This is a genomic window from Sphingomonas sp., from assembly GCF_042096255.1.
GTDB lineage: Bacteria > Pseudomonadota > Alphaproteobacteria > Sphingomonadales > Sphingomonadaceae > Sphingomonas.
Genome location: NZ_JBELLZ010000020.1, coordinates 1 through 16,805, shown reverse-complemented (window position 1 = coordinate 16,805; position 16,805 = coordinate 1). Strand labels below are relative to the sequence as shown.

18 protein-coding genes, 1 other RNA gene and 1 pseudogene are annotated in these 16,805 nt (G+C 68.8%); 13 read left to right on the top strand and 7 right to left on the bottom strand.

The window, feature by feature from the left end; translation table 11 throughout:
• The first annotated feature begins 45 nt into the window (after positions 1-45).
• Positions 46-642 (top strand): recombination mediator RecR, encoded by a 597-nt coding sequence (gene recR / locus ACFDTH_RS06030; RefSeq protein ID WP_375286643.1) that lies wholly within the window; start codon positions 46-48, stop codon positions 640-642.
• A 160-nt stretch (positions 643-802) separates the two neighbouring features.
• Here the strand turns inward: recR and ACFDTH_RS06025 are convergent, their stop codons facing one another.
• From ACFDTH_RS06025 to ACFDTH_RS06015, 3 genes are all read right to left on the bottom strand, one after another.
• Positions 803-2,005, bottom strand: coding sequence for a flavin monoamine oxidase family protein (locus tag ACFDTH_RS06025; RefSeq protein WP_375286611.1), 1,203 nt, complete (start codon positions 2,003-2,005; stop codon positions 803-805).
• 284 nt (positions 2,006-2,289) lie between these two features.
• Positions 2,290-3,192: an RNA polymerase sigma factor RpoH gene (gene rpoH / locus ACFDTH_RS06020; RefSeq protein ID WP_375286610.1), complete on the bottom strand. Its 903-nt coding sequence runs from the start codon at positions 3,190-3,192 to the stop codon at positions 2,290-2,292.
• 68 nt (positions 3,193-3,260) lie between these two features.
• Positions 3,261-4,208 (bottom strand): RluA family pseudouridine synthase, encoded by a 948-nt coding sequence (locus ACFDTH_RS06015; RefSeq protein WP_375286609.1) that lies wholly within the window; start codon positions 4,206-4,208, stop codon positions 3,261-3,263.
• Positions 4,209-4,220: 12 nt separating this feature from the next.
• Between ACFDTH_RS06015 and ACFDTH_RS06010 the strand changes: the two genes are divergently transcribed.
• The 8 genes from ACFDTH_RS06010 to ACFDTH_RS05975 all read left to right on the top strand — a co-directional run bounded on the left by ACFDTH_RS06010 (position 4,221) and on the right by ACFDTH_RS05975 (position 11,221).
• Positions 4,221-4,622 carry a Mov34/MPN/PAD-1 family protein gene (locus ACFDTH_RS06010; RefSeq protein ID WP_375286608.1) on the top strand — a complete coding sequence of 134 codons (402 nt, stop codon included), beginning with the start codon at positions 4,221-4,223 and terminating at the stop codon, positions 4,620-4,622.
• A 129-nt stretch (positions 4,623-4,751) separates the two neighbouring features.
• On the top strand, positions 4,752-5,399 hold the full coding sequence (locus ACFDTH_RS06005; protein ID WP_375286607.1) for a histidine phosphotransferase family protein: 648 nt from the start codon (positions 4,752-4,754) through the stop codon (positions 5,397-5,399).
• Positions 5,400-5,459: 60 nt separating this feature from the next.
• Positions 5,460-7,730, top strand: a complete 2,271-nt coding sequence (locus ACFDTH_RS06000) for a chemotaxis protein CheA (protein WP_375286606.1) — start codon at positions 5,460-5,462, stop codon at positions 7,728-7,730.
• Entirely contained in the window at positions 7,727-8,146 is a 420-nt protein-coding gene (locus ACFDTH_RS05995) for a chemotaxis protein CheW (RefSeq protein WP_375286604.1), read from the top strand. Before ACFDTH_RS06000 ends, ACFDTH_RS05995 begins: the two co-directional genes overlap by 4 nt.
• A gap of 60 nt (positions 8,147-8,206) precedes the next feature.
• A complete protein-coding gene (locus ACFDTH_RS05990) occupies positions 8,207-8,572 on the top strand; it encodes a response regulator (protein ID WP_375286603.1) in 366 nt (121 codons plus the stop codon).
• A gap of 22 nt (positions 8,573-8,594) precedes the next feature.
• Complete coding sequence (locus tag ACFDTH_RS05985; protein ID WP_375286602.1) at positions 8,595-9,638, top strand: chemotaxis protein CheB; 1,044 nt, start codon at positions 8,595-8,597, stop codon at positions 9,636-9,638.
• Entirely contained in the window at positions 9,638-10,489 is an 852-nt protein-coding gene (locus tag ACFDTH_RS05980; protein WP_375286642.1) for a CheR family methyltransferase, read from the top strand. The genes ACFDTH_RS05985 and ACFDTH_RS05980 overlap by 1 nt, the downstream gene beginning before the upstream one ends.
• Positions 10,490-10,531: 42 nt before the next feature.
• Positions 10,532-11,221, top strand: a complete 690-nt coding sequence (locus ACFDTH_RS05975) for an N-acetylmuramoyl-L-alanine amidase (RefSeq protein ID WP_375286601.1) — start codon at positions 10,532-10,534, stop codon at positions 11,219-11,221.
• Positions 11,222-11,233: 12 nt separating this feature from the next.
• Here the strand turns inward: ACFDTH_RS05975 and ACFDTH_RS05970 are convergent, their stop codons facing one another.
• A complete protein-coding gene (locus ACFDTH_RS05970) occupies positions 11,234-11,875 on the bottom strand; it encodes a TetR/AcrR family transcriptional regulator (RefSeq protein WP_375286600.1) in 642 nt (213 codons plus the stop codon).
• 110 nt (positions 11,876-11,985) lie between these two features.
• On the opposite strand from ACFDTH_RS05970, the gene ACFDTH_RS05965 reads away from it, so the two are divergent.
• Entirely contained in the window at positions 11,986-12,696 is a 711-nt protein-coding gene (locus ACFDTH_RS05965; protein WP_375286599.1) for an SDR family NAD(P)-dependent oxidoreductase, read from the top strand.
• A 66-nt stretch (positions 12,697-12,762) separates the two neighbouring features.
• Positions 12,763-13,140: RNase P RNA component class A (gene rnpB / locus ACFDTH_RS05960), an RNA gene on the top strand.
• Positions 13,141-13,320: 180 nt separating this feature from the next.
• Here the strand turns inward: rnpB and ACFDTH_RS05955 are convergent.
• Both ACFDTH_RS05955 and ACFDTH_RS05950 read right to left on the bottom strand, forming a co-directional pair.
• On the bottom strand, positions 13,321-13,989 hold the full coding sequence (locus ACFDTH_RS05955; protein WP_375286598.1) for a carbonic anhydrase: 669 nt from the start codon (positions 13,987-13,989) through the stop codon (positions 13,321-13,323).
• Positions 13,986-15,557 (bottom strand): SulP family inorganic anion transporter, encoded by a 1,572-nt coding sequence (locus ACFDTH_RS05950; RefSeq protein WP_375286597.1) that lies wholly within the window; start codon positions 15,555-15,557, stop codon positions 13,986-13,988. The genes ACFDTH_RS05955 and ACFDTH_RS05950 overlap by 4 nt, the downstream gene beginning before the upstream one ends.
• A 172-nt stretch (positions 15,558-15,729) precedes the next feature.
• Here ACFDTH_RS05950 and ACFDTH_RS05945 point away from each other — a divergent pair, with 172 nt between their 5' ends.
• Together ACFDTH_RS05945 and ACFDTH_RS05940 are read left to right on the top strand one after the other, a co-directional pair.
• Positions 15,730-16,266 carry a J domain-containing protein gene (locus tag ACFDTH_RS05945; RefSeq protein WP_375286596.1) on the top strand — a complete coding sequence of 179 codons (537 nt, stop codon included), beginning with the start codon at positions 15,730-15,732 and terminating at the stop codon, positions 16,264-16,266.
• A gap of 7 nt (positions 16,267-16,273) precedes the next feature.
• Positions 16,274-16,708 (top strand): hypothetical protein, encoded by a 435-nt coding sequence (locus ACFDTH_RS05940; RefSeq protein ID WP_375286595.1) that lies wholly within the window; start codon positions 16,274-16,276, stop codon positions 16,706-16,708.
• Positions 16,709-16,714: 6 nt separating this feature from the next.
• On the opposite strand, the pseudogene ACFDTH_RS05935 reads toward ACFDTH_RS05940, so the two are convergent.
• Positions 16,715-16,805 (bottom strand): annotated as a pseudogene (locus tag ACFDTH_RS05935) (SufE family protein); the annotation flags it as partial.

Below are 16,805 nucleotides of genomic sequence, written 5' to 3'. Positions count from 1 at the left end.
CTCGACACGCTGGCGGGGGCGCGCGCAACCCCCTATCTGTTCCCCATGCCCTCTCCCGAGATCGACGCGCTGACCCAGGCGCTGGCGCGGCTGCCGGGGCTGGGCCCGCGATCGGCACGGCGCGCGGTGCTGCACCTCGTGAAGAAGCGCGAGACCGCGCTCGCGCCTTTGCTGTCGGCGCTGGCGGCGGTGGAGGCGCGGCTGTCGACCTGCGGCACCTGCGGCAACGTCGACACCACCGATCCCTGCGCGATCTGCGCCGATCCGCGACGCGACATGCGATCGCTGTGCGTGGTGGAGGAGGTGGCGGACCTGTGGGCGCTGGAACGGTCGCGGCTGTTCCCCGGGCGCTTCCATGTGCTGGGCGGGCGGCTCTCCGCGCTGGAGGGGGTGCGGCCCGAGGACCTCAGCATCGCCGCCTTGGTCGGGCGGATCGAGGCGGGTGGGGTGGACGAGGTCGTGCTGGCGATGAACGCGACGCTGGAGGGGCAGACCACCGCGCATTATGTCGCCGATCGGCTGGAGGCGCTGCCGGTGCGGGTGACGCAGCTGGCGCATGGCCTGCCGGTGGGCGGCGAACTCGACTATCTCGACGAGGGCACGCTCGCCCAGGCATTGCGCGCGCGGCGGCCGGTGGCGTAGGGCCGCCGCGCGGAAGTTGACACGAAGTTGACACCCTCGCGACCCGTCGATGCTGCCGTCGGCGGTGGCTTCGGGTGGGCGAGCATGACGAGCTATAGCATCGCGGGATGGCTGTAGGAAAACGCTTTCCGGGTGCTCCGAACGGGGCGTAGGAAGCCGTTCATATCGCAGAACCAAGTATCGCCTCTGCGGCGTCGATCCCGGTCTGGTACGCCCCGTGTGCGGTGGAGAAATCGTGGCGGGAGCAGGCTTCGCCCGCGAAGAAGATGCGGCCTTCCACCGGGCTCGCCAGCACCGCGCGCTGGCCTGCGCGGCGGATCTTGGCGTGGCTGTAGCTGCCGTGGATGAAGGGCGTGTCCGCCCAGTCCGTCGCGACCAGCGGCGTCAGGCGAGCGCGAATGGCGGTGCCGAACAGGTCGGCGAGCTCATTCGTTACGAAGGCGAAACGATCGCGTGCGGTTTCCGCGCAGGTGCCGCCGAAGAACGCCTCGATCAGCGGCAGGCCGAGCGGCGACAGGCGGTAGCTGGCGGTGTCGGCACGGTGCGGATCGCCGGTGACGTGCGCGTCGGCGGGCCAGTCGACCGGACCGGAGATGCCGACGAACACCTTGTCGGCAAGGCCGAGCGGCAGGTCGGCGGCGGCCTGGGCGTGATCGTCGAGCGGCGGATCGAAGACGAGGTCGCCGCGGGCCAGCGCGGTGGTGGGCACCGCGACGATCACGCGATCCGCCTCCAGCGTGCCCGCGGCGGTGTCGAGCCGCAGCCGCGCACCACACCGGTCGATCCGATTGACCGAGATGCCGAGCCGTACCGGCACGCCCGCGGCATGGCCGGCGATCAGCGTGCCATAGCCCTCGCGAACCGCCCAATTGTCCTGGGTGGCCGCATCCTCATAGGCGGCCCAGTCGTGGAGCGACACGCGGTCGAGCGGCGCGCCATTGGCATAGCCGGAGATCGCGTCGAGCATCGGCCGCCATGCCTCGTCCTGGACGAAATCGGAGAGCGGCCGATCGGGGCCGGCGAGCGCGGCGTGCGCGGCCTGTTCCCACCGCTCCCAGGCTTCGCCGAACGCCTGCTGCTTCTCTCGCGGAAAGCCCAGGTCGCGCCAATGCTCGTCCCAGCGCGCGGTGTCGGTCTCGATGGTGAAGCCGCGCGCGCGGGCGATCTCGGCCCACGGATTGCGGCGCGCGGAATGAAGCCAGCCGCAGCCGAGGTCGATCGCGGCGCCGGCGAGCGGCAGGCTGTGCGCGCGGCCGCCGAGGCGGTGTTGCGCTTCAAGCAGAAGGACGGAATGGCCGGCATCATGCAGGCGACGAGCGGCGGCTATGCCGGCGGCACCGGCGCCGATGACCACTGTTATCATGGCACCTTCAACCAAGGTCTGCCGTGCACCAACCTGGACCTACTCGTCACCCCGGCCTTGCGCCGGGGTCCCGCTGCCTTTGCCCACGTTGGAGAAGAAGCGGGACCCCGGGTCAAGCCCGGGGTGACGGAATGGGAATGGGCCTGCCAAACGCTCAGGCGGGCCCGCCCGGCATTGCCGGGTGGGGCCGAGTGGCAAGGTGAGGGCGACACCGCGAGCCTCACCCTCACCCTTCCGCCGGCTGCGCCGGCTCCCTCCCTCTCCCAAAGGGAGAGGGAAAGAAGTTAAGCCGTCAGCAGCCGCTTCTCGCCGGCCAGGCGCATCATCGCCTTCTGGAGCTTCTCGAAGGCACGCACCTCGATCTGGCGAACGCGCTCGCGTGACACGCCATAGACCTGGGAAAGCTCTTCCAGCGTCTTGGGGTCCTCGGTCAGGCGGCGCTCGGTCAGAATGTGCTTCTCGCGGTCGTTGAGGTCATCCATCGCGCTGACCAGCATGTCGTGGCGCACGTCGGCTTCCTGCGCCTCGGCGACAACCTGGTCCTGCAAGGGGCCGTCATCGGCCAGCCAGTCCTGCCACTGGCCCTCGCCATCCTCACGCATCGAGACATTGAGCGAGGTGTCGCCGCCCATCGCCATACGGCGGTTCATGCTGACGACGTCGCCCTCGGTGACACCCAGGTCGGTGGCGATCTTGGTGACGTCCTCCGGCCGCAGGTCGCCATCCTCGAACGCGTCGAGCTTGGACTTCATCCGGCGCAGGTTGAAGAACAGCTTCTTCTGCGCGGCGGTGGTGCCCATCTTCACCAGGCTCCACGACCGCAGGATATATTCCTGGATCGAGGCGCGGATCCACCACATCGCATAGGTGGCGAGGCGGAAGCCGCGATCGGGCTCGAACTTCTTCACGCCCTGCATCAGGCCGATGTTGCCCTCGGAGATGAGCTCTGACGTGGGCAGGCCATAGCCGCGATAACCCATCGCGATCTTGGCGACGAGCCGCAGGTGACTGGTGACGAGCTGCGCGGCCGCATCGGGATCGCCATGCTCCTGGAAGCGCTTGGCGAGCATATATTCCTGCTCGGGCGCCAGGATGGGGAACTTCTTGATCTCGGACAGGTAGCGGTTGAGGCTCTGCTCCCCGCCGAGCGCAGGGATCGTCGCGGGGACGTTGCTGCCGGTTGCCATGATCAAAATCTCCCTTTCCTGGGGAAGCGTACCGCCGCCCTGTTGCGGCGCGGCGAAACGCTTCCGACCTATACGATGAGGTGACTGAACAGTTCCTGCATGTCAGCAGGCATCGCGCTTTCGAACGCCAAAGGCGTCCTTGTCACCGGATGGATGAACCCCAGATGCGCCGCATGGAGGGCCTGCCGGTGGAAGCCGAGGCGGTCCAGAAGCGCTTTCTGATCGCCTTTCGTTCTACCATAGACCGGGTCGCCCAACAAGGCGTGGCCGATCGAGGCCATGTGGACGCGCACTTGGTGGGTGCGGCCCGTCTCCAGCCGGCATTCGACCAGAGCGGCGCCGCGCAAGCGCTGCTCGGTGGTGAAATGCGTCACGGCGCGCTTGCCGTGCGGCTGGATGGCAATCTTCTTGCGATCGGCGGGCGAGCGCGCGAGCGGCGCGTCCACCTTGCCCGCGGGCGGCGTCGGCGCGCCGTTGGTGATCGCTTTGTAGCGCCGGTCGATCGAATGAACCGCGAACTGCTTGGCGAGGCCCTCGTGCGCGCGGTCGGTTTTGGCGGCGACCATCAGCCCGCTGGTGTCCTTGTCGATCCGGTGGACGATCCCGGGCCGCGCGACGCCGCCGATGCCCGACAGCGAGCCGCCGCAGTGATGGAGGAGGGCATTGACCAAAGTGCCGTCGAGATTGCCCGCGGCGGGATGGACGACCAGCCCGGCCTGCTTGTCGATCACGATCAGGTGATCGTCCTCAAACACGATTGTGAGCGGGATCTCCTGCGCCTCGTTGTGCGCCGGAGCGGGGGTTGGGACCGCTACCTCGAACCGCTCGCCCGCGATCGCCTTGGCGGAAGGCTGGCGCACCGCGACGCCGTCGCGCGTCACCGAGCCGGCGTTGATCAGCACCTTGAGCCGTTCGCGCGACAGGGTGGGCACCGCATCGGCGAGCGCACGGTCGAGCCGCCAGCCATCGGCGGCTTGCCCGATCGTCGCTTGCAGGATGTCGACCCCCCGGTCCATTATGTGTGTTAGATGGATAGGACGCTCCGGATTTCAAGATCGGCGCTGACTGCAATCCGCGCTGAGGCGGATGCAGCGGGCGACGAGATCTGCGGCCTGTTGCTGGGCGTCGACATCGCGCAGGCGCGCGCCTGCCGCAACGTCCATCCGCAGCCGGCGCGGCACTTCGAGATCGACCCTGCCGCGCTGCTCGCCGCCCACCGGGCGGCCCGCAACGGCGGTCCGCCGGTGATCGGTCACTATCATTCGCACCCATCCGGCGATCCGCGGCCATCTCTGGTCGATGCGGCCGACGCACCGCCCGACGGCGCGATTTGGCTGATCATCGGAGTCGGCGCGACGGCCGCCTGGATCGCAGTGCGCGACGGAACGGTGCACGGACGCTTCGATCCGGTGGCGATCGTCCCGGCGTGAGGTTGCACCCGCGGAGGTGTTGGGTCACATCCGCTTCCCCGGCGAAGGCCGGGGCCCAGCCTCGGGCCGCTCGCAACTGGGCTCCGGCCTTCGCCGGAGAGGCGCATCGCCGTTAGGAAGACCGTTCCCATGACCATCGCCGCCGTCGATTTCGCCAGCCTGCTCTGCTCGCGGCTGTGCCATGACCTGCTCTCGCCGGTGGGCGCGCTCAACAACGGGCTGGAGTTGCTTGCCGACGAGACCGATCCGGCGATGCGCGAACGATGCATGGAGTTGCTGGCCGAAAGCGCGCGCGCGTCCGCGGCGAAGCTGAAGTTCTTCCGCCTCGCCTTCGGTGCCGCCGGAGGCCTGAGCGAGATGATCGACACGCGCGAGGCGCAGGGCGCGCTGGTCGGGCTAGTCGATCCGCGCCGGGTGGAGATCGCCTGGATGGTTGCCGAGCCGGCCTTGCCCAAGCCGGCGGTGAAGGTGCTGCTGAACCTCGCCATGCTCGCCTCGGACGCGCTGGTTCGTGGCGGACGGCTGGATGTCGGCGCCGAATCGGGCGAGAATGGCGTCGAGATCGTTCTGCGCGCCGAGGGGCCGCGCCTGGTGCTCGACGACGAGCTCCGCTCCACCTTGGTGAACGGCCGCCCGGGCGGGCAGGTCTCGCCGCGCGCCGCGCCCGCCTATCTCGCGCATGCGCTGGTTTCAGCAGCCGGCGGGCGCATCCAGCTGGGCGATGGCGATGGCGAGCAGCCCTCGCTTCTGGTCGGCGCGATCATGGGGGCCGGGTAAAGGCGGTCTTAACCGACGTCGGGCCATGGCAGTCGATAACAGGGCTGCCCGGAACCGCTTGTGGACGATCTGCTTCAGGAGTTCATCATCGAAACCCGCGAGACGCTGGAAGCGCTCTCGGGGGAGATCGTCGCATGGGAATCTGATCCGGGTGATCGTGGTCGCCTCGATGCGATCTTCCGCTTCGTCCACACGGTGAAGGGCAGCTGCGGCTTTCTGGACCTGCCGCGGCTCGAACGGCTGAGCCATGCCGCCGAGGATGCGCTCGCCGCGGTACGCGCGGGGAACCGCCAGCCCGATCGGCGGCTGGTCGATGCGGTGCTCGCCATCGTCGATCGCATCGGCGAGATCGTCGAGGCGATCGATGCGGGCAGCAGCCTTGACGATTCGGGCGAGGAACTGCTGCTCAATGCGCTGGAAGAGCGGGTCGACGTGACGCAGCCGGTCGGCATCGCACCGCAGGCCGTGGTCGCCCGTGCCCCCACCCGCAGTGTGCGCCTCTCGGTCGATCTCCTCGACCGCATGATGAGCGGCATGTCCGAGATGGTGCTCGCCCGCAACGAACTGGCGCGGCGGCTGCGCGACGAGGCGGGCGATCCGGGGCTCGAATCGGCGCTGGGACGGCTCAGCGCAACCGTCGCCGACATGCGCGACACGGTGACCCGCACGCGCATGCAGCGGATCGAGGCGCTGTTTTCGTCGCTTCCGCGGATGGTGCGCGACCTGGCGGCGCAGACCGGCAAGATGGTGGCGCTCTCGATCGACGGCGCGGACGTGGAGCTCGATCGCGAGATGATCGAGATGATGCGCGATCCCCTGGTTCACATGATCCGCAATGCCATCGATCACGGCATTGAGCCGCCCGCTGAGCGCCGCGCAGCCGGAAAGGGTGAGACGGGGAGGCTGGCGATCTGCGCGCGGCAGTCCGGCAACCGAATCATCGTGGAGGTTTCGGACGACGGGCGCGGCATCGACACGAACCGGCTGGTCGCCAAGCTGTCGCGCCAGGATCCCGCGCGGGCGCCGACGCTGCACGCGCTTTCTGAGCAGGCGCGCGCCGATCTGGTGTTCGAGCCCGGGCTGACCAGCCGCGACGACGTGACCTCCATTTCCGGGCGCGGCGTCGGCATGGACGTGGTGCGCGCGAACGTCGAGCAGATCGGCGGACGCATCGCGCTGGAGAACCGGCCGGGCGCCGGGCTCACGGTATCGATCGAGGTGCCGCTGACCCTGGCGATCCTGTCGGCGGTGGTGGTCTCGGTGGGCGACCAGCGGTTCGCGATCCCGCGACAGGCGGTGGAGGAGATTGTCGCGTCACGCGGCAGCGCGATCCGGCTTGACGCAATCGGCGACGAGCATCTCGTCACCGTCCGGGAGCGCCGCATGCCGCTGGCCGATCTCGGCCGGGTGCTCGGTTGCCAGGACCGGCAGAACCTGCCGGCGATGCTGGTGATCGTGGACGTGCCGGGTGGTGCCTTTGCGATCGGCGTGGACGGGATCCTCGACACCGAGGAACTGGTGGTCAAACCGGCCGCGCCGGCGATCATGTCCGCGGGCATCTATGCGGGCCAGACCTTGCCGGACAATGGCGTCCCGATGTTGCTGCTGGACTGTTCGGGCGTGGCGGCACGGGCGGGGCTGTCGTTCCGGCGCGAGGAGGAGGCAGAGGAGCCGCCCGCGCCGGCCGCGCCCGCGCCCGAGGTCCTGGTGTTCGACGATCTCGATGGTCGGCGGCGCGCGGTGGCGCTGGCGGCGGTCGATCGGATTGATCGGGTCCAGGCCGAACAGGTCGTGTCCACCGCCGGGATGTGGCGCATGGTGGTGGACGGCCGCACCGTGCCGTTGGTCGCAAACGGGCCGGTGCCGGATACCGGGCAAGCAGCGGTACTGCGCTTTCACGATGCCGCGGGCGAGATCGGCTATCTCATTCGCGGCGCTTCGGACATCGTGCCGCTCACCAACGCGGTGGTTCCCGCGCTGGGCGCCGGCGCGATCCTGGGCGTGACGGTCATCGCCGATGCGCCGGTGGAGATGCTCGATCCGCTCTGGATCCTCGGCCAGCGGCCCGCGGTGGTTCCTGCGGCCAAGCCGACGTTCCGGTTCGAGGGCGCTGAGGCGCAGTGGATGTCCAGCTTCCTGGCGCCCGCGCTGGAGGCGGCGGGATATCGGCGCGACGATGCGCATGGAGAAGTCGTGCTGACGCTGGACGATGCGGCGCCGCCGGCGGAGCGGCTGGTGCGCCTGAGCCGCGATCGGGACCGCGGCGTCTATTGCTACGATCGTGCCGGACTTGTGGCGGCGGTCGCCTCGCACGTGGGAGGACGACGGTGACCCTGTTCCTGCTTGCCCGGATCGGCGGCCGCGGGCTCGCGATCGACGCGGCCGAGGTCGATTCGGTGATCGATATCGGCGCGGTCGTGCCCGCGCCGGGCGCGCCCGCGACGGTGGTGGGAATCGCGGCGCTGCGCAGCAGGGTGGTCACCGTGGTGGACACCTGGACGGCGCTCGGTCTGCCGACGACGCAGCGGTCGCCCCGGGCCGTCGTGACCAGGGTGGAGGGCCACGACTATGCAATGCTGTTCGACGCGGTGGACGATATCGCCGATCTTGAGATGACCCCGCTCGCCAACGGAATGACTCTGGACGGCGCATGGAGCGCGGCTGCCCACGGCCTTGTCGAACATGAGGGCGAGCCGATGCTGGCGATCTCGCTCGCCGGCCTCGTTCCGCAGGGAGCCTCGTTTTAACCGGTCTCTTACTCCTCGCAGTGCATGTCCCTGCGATCCTACGGAACGGAAAGCACAACCATGAAGACGTGCCTCGTCGTCGATGACTCCAAGGTGATCCGCAAGGTAGCCCGCCATATTCTCGAAGCGCTGGGGTTCCGCGTCACAGAGGCGGGTGACGGCTGCGAGGCGCTGGATCGCTGCCGGACGGACACGCCCGATGTCGTGCTGCTCGACTGGAACATGCCGGTGATGAACGGCATCGACTTCCTGCGCGCGCTTGGTGATGCGGGCCTCGCCTCCCGCCCGAAGGTCGTCTTCTGCACGACGGAGAACGGCACCGCCTACATCCGCGCGGCCATCGAGGCGGGTGCGGACGAATATGTCATGAAGCCGTTCGACCGCGAGACGCTTGAGAGCAAGCTGCAGATCGTCGGCGTGGCCTGAGGCGGGCAGGGAGACCAGCCGGATGGCCTCGCAGCCTGTAACAGAGGCGCCACTCGCCTCCGTTCTGATCGTCGACGATTCGGCGGTCGCGCGGGCGGTGCTGACCCGCATCATCGAGGGTAGCGGTCGCTTCACGGTCGCCGCCGCGGTGCCGGATGCACCACGCGCGCTGGAGATCTTGCGCGGCACCAGAGTGAGCCTGGTCCTGCTGGACCTGGAGATGCCGCGCGTGCACGGGCTTGCCGCGCTCCCCGATCTGCTGGCGGCCGCCCAGGGTGCCCGCGTGTTGGTGGTCAGCTCGGCCTGCGAGGTCGGCGGCTCCGCGACGATCGAGGCCCTGGCGCGCGGTGCCGCGGATACGCTGGTCAAGCCACCGTCGGGAGCCGCGTTCGGGCGCTTCGCGGAGGCGCTGATCGCACGGCTCGAACGGCTGGTGGACTCCGGCGAACCGCACGAGGTGGCGCGCGTCGCTCCTGCCGGGCTTGCCACCGCCGCTGACGTGATCGCGATCGGTGCCTCCACCGGCGGCATCCACGCGCTCGCCCGTCTGCTGGGTGCGCTGGACCCGGCAGTGCGGACGCCGATCCTCATCACCCAGCATCTGCCGCTGGCGTTCAGTCGACACCTGGCCGCGCAGATTGCGGTATTCGCGCGCCGGCCGTGCACCGTCGCGACCGATGGCGAATCGCTGCGGGAGGGGGCCATTCTGGTCGCACCGGGGGATGCGCATCTGATCTGCGCCCGCAACGGCGGGCGTGTGGTCGTCCGCCTCTCGAACGAACCCCAGGCGAATGGCTGCCTTCCGTCGGTCGATCCGATGTTCTCCTCGGTCGCGGCGGTTTTCGGGGCCGGCGCACTGGGCATCGTATTGAGCGGAATGGGGCGGGACGGCTCAGCGGGCGCGCGCGAGATCAGGCAACGGGGTGGTACGATCATGGTTCAGGATCAGGCGAGCTCCGTCATCTGGGGGATGCCCAAGGCGGTGTTCTCGGCCGGTGATGCCACTCTGGTGCTGCCGCCGGAGGCGATCGGCGCGGCGTTGCTGCCGAACCGGCGCGTAGCGTGATGCCTGGCACGTCTCCCGAGGCGCCGAACGCGCTGGGTGTGCTCGCCTCGCTGCTGGAGGCGCGCACTGGCCAACAGCTTGCCGCCAATCGATCCTGGCGCATCGACACCGCCCTTCGTCCCCTGTTGGCGGCAGAGAACCTGCCTGATCTCGACGCGCTGGTCTGGCGGCTCGTGGAGACCAATGGCCAGCGACTGGCGGAGCGGGTGATCGACGCGTTGCTCAACCAGGAAACCTCCTTCTTCCGCGATGCCGGTGTGGTGGAGAATGCCGCGCGCGCGGTCGAGACCGCCGTTGCGGAGCGCGGCTCGGCGCGTGCGCGGATCTGGTCTGCGGGCTGCTCGACCGGCCAGGAACCGCTCAGCCTGGCGATGCACTTCGCGGAGGCGGGCGGGCCGATGCCGGAGTTGATCGCCACCGACGTCTCGAACGCGGCGCTCGAGCGTGCGCGCGCCGGCCGCTACTCGCAGTTCGAGATCCAGCGCGGTTTGCCTGTCCGCCGGATGATGCGCTGGTTCGACAGTGTAGGTGGCGACTGGGTCGCGCGCCCCGAGCTTGTCCGCGCCGTCACCTTTCGTCGCCACAATCTGGTCGACGAGGCGCCGCCCGCAGGCAAGTTCGACGCCGTCTTGTGCCGGAACGTGCTCTTCTACCTGGCCGCGCCACGCCGTGCGCAAGTGCTGGAGAAGCTCGCCGCCGCCCTAACCCCCGGCGGGCTGCTGGTGCTGGGCGCGGGCGAGACCGTGATCGGGCAGACGGAACGCTTCCGGCCCAGCCAGCGCTTCCGCGGATTGTACGAGCGGGTGCCCGACGACGCGCCGCCACGCGATTGCCTGCGCTTGGCGGTTTAGCCCCGAGCCGCTAGGCGGGCGCGGCAACTGCCGGACGACCCCATGGACATCATCGACGCGCCTTCGCCCAACCATGACGAGCGATCCGCGCCGGTTTCGATGATCGTGCTTCATTACACGGGCATGCAGACCGGCGAGGCCGCTCTGGAGCGGCTGCGCGACCCGGAGGCGAAGGTGTCGAGTCACTATCTCGTCGCCGAGGACGGCACCGTGCTGCGCCTGGTCGACGAGGCGAGGCGCGCCTGGCACGCGGGCCGCTCACACTGGCGGCACTTCGAGGATGTGAACGATGTCTCGGTGGGAATCGAGATCGTCAATCCGGGGCATGAATGGGGCTATCGGCCGTTCCCGGACGAGCAGATCGAGGCGGTGATCCGGCTGGTGGACGCGATCAAGCAGCGGCACGGCATCACCCGCGGCAACATCGTCGGCCATTCCGACGTGGCGCCGGCGCGCAAGCGCGATCCGGGTGAGCTGTTCCCCTGGGGCAAGCTGGCGCGGCTGCGACTGGCGCTGCCGCGGCCGACCAAGAACCTGATGGACCCGAACTGGAGCGAGGGCGGCTTCCTGCTGGCGCTGGAGCGGTTCGGCTATGACGTGCGCGAGCCGATGTCCGCGATCATGGCGTTCCAGCGCCGCTTCCGTCCCGAGCTGGTCGACGGCGAGGTGGATGCCGAATGCCGGATGATCCTGCTCGCGCTGCTGCTTCCCAAGCCGCAGGGGGATGACTGAGGCCGTCCGGTCTCAGCTCGCGATCCGGGCATCCCAGCCGCATAGCGCGATCTCCGCGACGGCGCGCAGGTCGTCGTGACTGGCGCCATCGCGGGCGAGCAGCGACATGCCGCCCTGCACCGCCTGCACGAACCGCGCGAGGCCGTGGATGTCGATGGAAGGCGGGATCTCCCCGCTCGCCTGCGCGCGCGCGAAACGCTCCTCCAGCCGGTGCAGCGTGTCCCGCCGCGCGGTGGCGACCAGTTCGCCCAATCCGGCATGACCTTCGGCGCCGACCGCCGACAAGGTTACCATGCAGCCGCGGGCGGCCTGGCCGAGCCCCAAGGCGGTGTCGTTCAGGAACGCCGCCACCGCGTCCCGCGCGGTAGGCGCCGCGAAGAAACCGTCCCACACCACCGACTGGTTGGTGCGCGCATAATGCGCGAGCGCCTCGGCATAGAGGGCCTCCTTGGAGCCGAAGGCCGCGTACAGGCTGGGTGAACCGATACCCATCGCGGTGGTGAGATCACACATCGACGTGGCGGTGAAGCCCTTCTGCCAGAAGAGGTCCATCGCGGCCGAAAGCGCCGCCTCGCGATCGAACGCCCGAGGTCGGCCGCGGCGCACCGCGCTGCACGCCTGGGTGCCGGATGCTGTGGCGCTGCCTTTCTTCATCGATCGATATATAAATTCATTGACGTCGGGGTACAACGCGCACATCTATTCTGTATCAATCCACACAGAAAGGTCGTCCCATGCAGGAATTGGCAGGGAAGCGTGCGCTCGTGACCGGAGCCGCACGCGGTATCGGAGCCGCCATTGCGGTCGCGCTCGCCGACAAAGGGGCAGATGTCGCGATCACCTTTGAACGATCGGCCGGACAGGCGGCGCGGCTGGTGCAGGAGATCGAGGCGAAGGGTAGCAAGGCTGTCGCGATCCAGGCCGACAGCGCCGACCCGGCGGCGATCCGGCGCTCGGTGGACGAGACCGTCGCGGCGCTCGGCGGGCTGGATATCTTGATCAACAATGCCGCCATCGCGCGCTACAGCCCCATCGCGGACTTCGCGGTCGAGGACATCGACGCCTTGTTGGCGGTCAATGTGCGTGGACCGATCCTGGCGGCGAAGGCGGCGATCCCGCATCTGGGGCAGGGCGCCCGCGTGATCAACATCGGCTCTGCCGGAGCGGAGCGCATCGTGGGCGCCCCCGGCACGGTCTATTACATGACCAAATCGGCATTGCAGTCCTTCACCCGCGGGCTGGCGCAGGAACTCGGGCCGCGCGACATCACGGTGAACCTGGTCCAGCCCGGGTCGACCAACACCGACATGAACCCGGAGGATGGCGAAACCGCCGCGTTCCAGCGCGCGCTGATCCCGCTCGGCCGCTATGGCCAGCCGGAGGATGTCGCCGCCGCGGTGGCGTTCCTGGCCTCTCCCGCTGCGCGGCAGATCACGGGCACAACGCTGACGGTGGATGGCGGCGCGCTGACCTGATGGGGACGCTGGGGAAGCGGCGGCTTCCGCTTCCCCAGCGCAGGCGAGTTCGCTATCGAGGCGCCGCCAGAGGGCCGGGCGGCCGCGTCATGCAGCGATGCATGCCGAGGAAAGTCCGGGCTCCACGGAACAGCGGTGGCGGGTAACGCCCGCCGGCCCGGGGTTCGCCCCGGGTTAGGGACAGTGCCACAGAGAGCAGACGGCGAAGGCTTCGGCCCCGCCACGGTGAAAGGGTGCGGCAAGAGCGCACCGCGCGCGCCGGTAACGGCCGCGGCACGGCAAACCCCACCGGGAGCAAGACCGAATAGGGGCGGCATATGGGCCTTGTTCCGGCCCGTCGCCCGGGTTGGTTGCTGGAGCGTGTCGGCAACGGCACGCCGAGAGGAATGGTCGCCTATCCCCGCAAGGGGTGGACAGAACCCGGCTTACAGGCCCTCTGGCGCTTTCGTGAGCCGATCAGCGGCGCTGATCGGCGGCTCGCACGAAAGCACGGTCGGCCTCCGCCAGCGAGGACCGACGACGCGCGACTCACGCGCGCGGCGGGCTCGGCGCCGGGCGGATTTCAGGGATATGCTTCGACTTCACTCAGCACGAACGGAGGGGAGGCGGGCGGAGGGCAGCGCCTCAGGCGACCTCCGCTTCCAGCTCCTCCGTGGTGAGCAACACGCGCTCCGGCCGCGCGATGTCGGCAAGGTCGGTGGTGCGGTTGATCTTCATCAGCGGCTTGAGCAGGCCGTCGCGAATGTCATAGACCCAGCCGTGCAACGTAAGGTTCCGGCCAGCGGCGAAGGCCGCCTGGACCGTGTCCGTGCGGGCGAGCTTGACCAGCTGATCGCGGACGTTGACCTCGACCAGGCGGTTGACCTTGGCCTCGGGCGTCGACTGGGCCTCGATCTCGTCGCGGTGGTCCGCCAGCACGTCGCGCGCGCGGTCCAGCCAGCGGTCGACCGGCCCGGTGACGCCGCCGTCGAGCGTCGCCTTGATCCCGCCGCAGCCATAATGGCCGCAGACGATGATGTTGGGCACCTCCAGCACGTCCACCGCATATTGCAGGACGCTCATCAGGTTGAGGTCCTCGGGGCAGACGAGATTGGCGATGTTGCGGTGGATGAACATCCGGCCGGGCAGCGACTGGGTCTTCTGCTCGGGGCTGACGCGGCTGTCCGAACAGCCGATCCACAGGAATTCCGGCTTCTGTCCTGCCGCCTGACGACGGAAGAACTGGGGATCGTCGTCAGTGAGTTCGGCCGCCCACGCCTTGTTGGCGAGGAGGAGCTGCTTCGATTCCTTCATGCGTAGACCACCTCGGTGAGCGGCGCCTTGACCAGCGGGGCGCTGCGCCGCGCGATGTCGCCGCGCACGACGACGTTGATGTTGCGGTAGGCCGCGCCTTTGATGAAGGCGTTGATGATCTCGATATTGTCGAGATCGACATAGTTGGTGGAGGACAGGTCGATCAGCAGGTTGCTGTTGTCCGGCACCCGGCCAAGCTCCCGTTGCAGCTCGTACTTGTGGATGAAGTACAGGTTGCGGCGGGCGCGGATCAGGCAGTCCTCGCCGTCGCAGGCGAAGGTGATTGCGGTGCGGAAGTTGCGCGCCACCACGAAGACGAAGCCGATGCCGAGCCCGATGACGATGCCGATCAGCAGGTCGGTGAACAGGATCGCCGCGACGGTCGCCACGAAGGGCACGAACTGCGTCCAGCCCTGCTTCCATCGATCGAGGAACAGCTTGGGCTTGGTCAGCTTGTAGCCGGTGGCGATCAGCACCGCGGCGAGCGCGGAGAGCGGGATCAGGTTCAGCACCACCGGGATCAGCAGCACGCTCAGCAGCAGCCAGATGCCGTGCAGGATCGACGACAGCTTGCTGTCCGCGCCCGAATCGACGTTGGCCGAGGAGCGGACGATCACCGAGGTGACGGGCAGGCCGCCGATCATGCCGGAGACGAAGTTGCCGCCGCCCTGCGCCATCAATTCCCAGTTCTTGGGCGTGGTGCGACGCTTTGGATCGAGCTCGTCCACCGCCTTGACGCTGAGCAGGGATTCGAGGCTGGCGACGATCGCCAGCGTGATCGCCGCCGTCCACACCGCGCCATTGCCGATCTGCGAGAAGTCCGGGACCGAGAAGAAGGAGGTGAACTCTCCAAAGCTGTTCGCCACCGGCACCTGGACGAGGTGGCTGGGCCTGATCGCCAGGCTGGGGGCCACCGCGCCGAACAGCGCATTCAGGCCGATGCCGAGCACCACCACGACCAGCGGGCCGGGAAGCAGGCGGAGCGGTCCCTCCTTGGGCTTGGCGGCATCCCACCAGAACAGGAAGAGAAGGCTGAGCGCCGCGATGATCACCGCGCCCGCCGAGACGCTGCTGCTGAGCGTGTTGAAGATCGCCGAGATGGTGTTCTGGCCGTCGCGCTGGAAGAATTCGAAGCTGCCTTCGTAGTCGGCGTCATAGCCGACCGCGTGTGGAATTTGCTTGAGGATCAGGATCAGGCCGATCGCGGCGAGCATGCCGGTGATCACCGAAGAGGGCACGAACTCCGCGAGCACGCCCGCGCGGGTCGCAGCGAAGGCAACCTGCATCGCGCCGGCGAGTACCACCGCAAGAAGAAAGGCCTGATAGCTCGGCAGGCTCTCGATCGCGCCGAGCACGATCACGGTGAGGCCTGCGGCGGGGCCAGCGACCGACAGCGACGATTTCGAGAGCGCGCCGACGATGAGGCCGCCGACGATGCCCGCGATCAGCCCGGAGAAAAGCGGTGCGCCCGAGGCGAGCGCGATGCCGAGACACAAGGGCAGCGCCACCAGCGCGACCACGATCGAGGCTGGCAGGTCCTGTCGCCAGGATTTGAAAAGGGACATCATCGGGACACGCTCCGCCAGAATTCAGCAACAGCTAGGGATGGCCAAGGGGAGCGTCGAGGCGGATCGGCTTTCTGGCGCGGTGCAGCAAAACTTTATAACAGGCGGGAGACGGAACAGCGGGCAAGTGTTTCCGCCGTTGAGAGCCCTCGGCGGAACGCCTATCTGCGACGCGATGGCCCGACCTTCCCGAACCAACGACTGGGGTTTTCCACGCTGGCGCGGCTATGGCAGCGAGCGCGGCGCCACGCGCGTTCGCTTGTGCGATCGCGAAGGCTGCACCGAGCCGGGCGACTGCCCCGCGCCCAAGGCGCCCAACAGCCCCGAGCGCTGGTATTTCTGCCAGACCCACGCCGGCGAATATAACCGCGGATGGGATTACTTCGCCGGGCTCTCCGCCGAGGAGGCGGCCCGGCGCGAGGCGGAGGAACAGCAGGGCGCGTCCGCCTATACCCAGTCGCGCCACCAGCAATGGGCGGGGCCAGGCGACGGCAGCCGCAGCGGCGACGAGATCCGCGCCCTGGGCGTGCTGGAGGTGGAGGTGGACGCGACGTTCGAGGAGGTCCGCGCGGCGTGGAGGCGGCTGGCCAAGGCCAACCATCCGGACGTGCGGCCCGACGATGCCGCCGCGGCCGACCGCTTCCGCGCGATTCAGGCGGCGTGGGACGTGCTGCGCACCGCGGAGGAACGGCGGAGCTGGAAGCCAGCGTGAGGTGCGCGTGAAGCCGGCCAAGACGGGCTGGGAGACGGCCTTCCTGGTCTGCGGCAAATGTTCGAAGAAGGCAGGTGGCGGCTTCGGCAAGAAGGGCCGCACCCCGCTCGCCAAGCTGCTGCGCAAGCTGGACGGCTTCGGCAAGGGGCGACGCGCGCGCTACGGCGTGGTGGAGACCAAGTGCCTGGGGCTATGCCCGCGTGACGCGGTAACTTTGGTGGACACGCGGCGCCCGGGCGAATGGCGGATCGTGCGGCCGGGGGCGAATGTGGCAGCGCTGGGGGCGGAGTTGGTGGGTGGAGCAACGGTCTTCCCTCCCTGCAAGGGAGGGGCTGGGGGTAGGTCGCGTGTTCGCGATACGGATGAGCCTGGCGCCGGTGCTGCCGTGTCTTCAGGCCTCCACCCACCCCCGACCCCTCCCTTGCAGGGAGGGGAGTGCTAGCGCCTCCTACGCGTACCGTGCCGCCGTTTCGCGGATCAGGGCGATCATGTTGGGGATGCCCTGGGTGCGGTTGGAACTCAGCTGGTTCCTGAGGTCG

Bases quoted from the DNA above. Each gene is read 5' to 3' on its own strand.
- ACFDTH_RS05970 (WP_375286600.1), bottom strand. From the start codon at position 11,875: ATGAAGAAAGGCAGCGCCACAGCATCCGGCACCCAGGCGTGCAGCGCG.
- ACFDTH_RS05990 (WP_375286603.1), top strand. From the start codon at position 8,207: ATGAAGACGTGCCTCGTCGTCGATGACTCCAAGGTGATCCGCAAGGTA.
- ACFDTH_RS06025 (WP_375286611.1), bottom strand. From the start codon at position 2,005: ATGATAACAGTGGTCATCGGCGCCGGTGCCGCCGGCATAGCCGCCGCT.
- ACFDTH_RS06015 (WP_375286609.1), bottom strand. From the start codon at position 4,208: ATGGACCGGGGGGTCGACATCCTGCAAGCGACGATCGGGCAAGCCGCC.
- ACFDTH_RS05955 (WP_375286598.1), bottom strand. From the start codon at position 13,989: ATGAAGGAATCGAAGCAGCTCCTCCTCGCCAACAAGGCGTGGGCGGCC.
- ACFDTH_RS05975 (WP_375286601.1), top strand. From the start codon at position 10,532: ATGGACATCATCGACGCGCCTTCGCCCAACCATGACGAGCGATCCGCG.
- ACFDTH_RS06010 (WP_375286608.1), top strand. From the start codon at position 4,221: ATGGATAGGACGCTCCGGATTTCAAGATCGGCGCTGACTGCAATCCGC.
- ACFDTH_RS05945 (WP_375286596.1), top strand. From the start codon at position 15,730: ATGGCCCGACCTTCCCGAACCAACGACTGGGGTTTTCCACGCTGGCGC.
- ACFDTH_RS05985 (WP_375286602.1), top strand. From the start codon at position 8,595: ATGGCCTCGCAGCCTGTAACAGAGGCGCCACTCGCCTCCGTTCTGATC.
- ACFDTH_RS05980 (WP_375286642.1), top strand. From the start codon at position 9,638: ATGCCTGGCACGTCTCCCGAGGCGCCGAACGCGCTGGGTGTGCTCGCC.
- ACFDTH_RS06005 (WP_375286607.1), top strand. From the start codon at position 4,752: ATGACCATCGCCGCCGTCGATTTCGCCAGCCTGCTCTGCTCGCGGCTG.
- rpoH (WP_375286610.1), bottom strand. From the start codon at position 3,192: ATGGCAACCGGCAGCAACGTCCCCGCGACGATCCCTGCGCTCGGCGGG.
- ACFDTH_RS05950 (WP_375286597.1), bottom strand. From the start codon at position 15,557: ATGATGTCCCTTTTCAAATCCTGGCGACAGGACCTGCCAGCCTCGATC.
- recR (WP_375286643.1), top strand. From the start codon at position 46: ATGCCCTCTCCCGAGATCGACGCGCTGACCCAGGCGCTGGCGCGGCTG.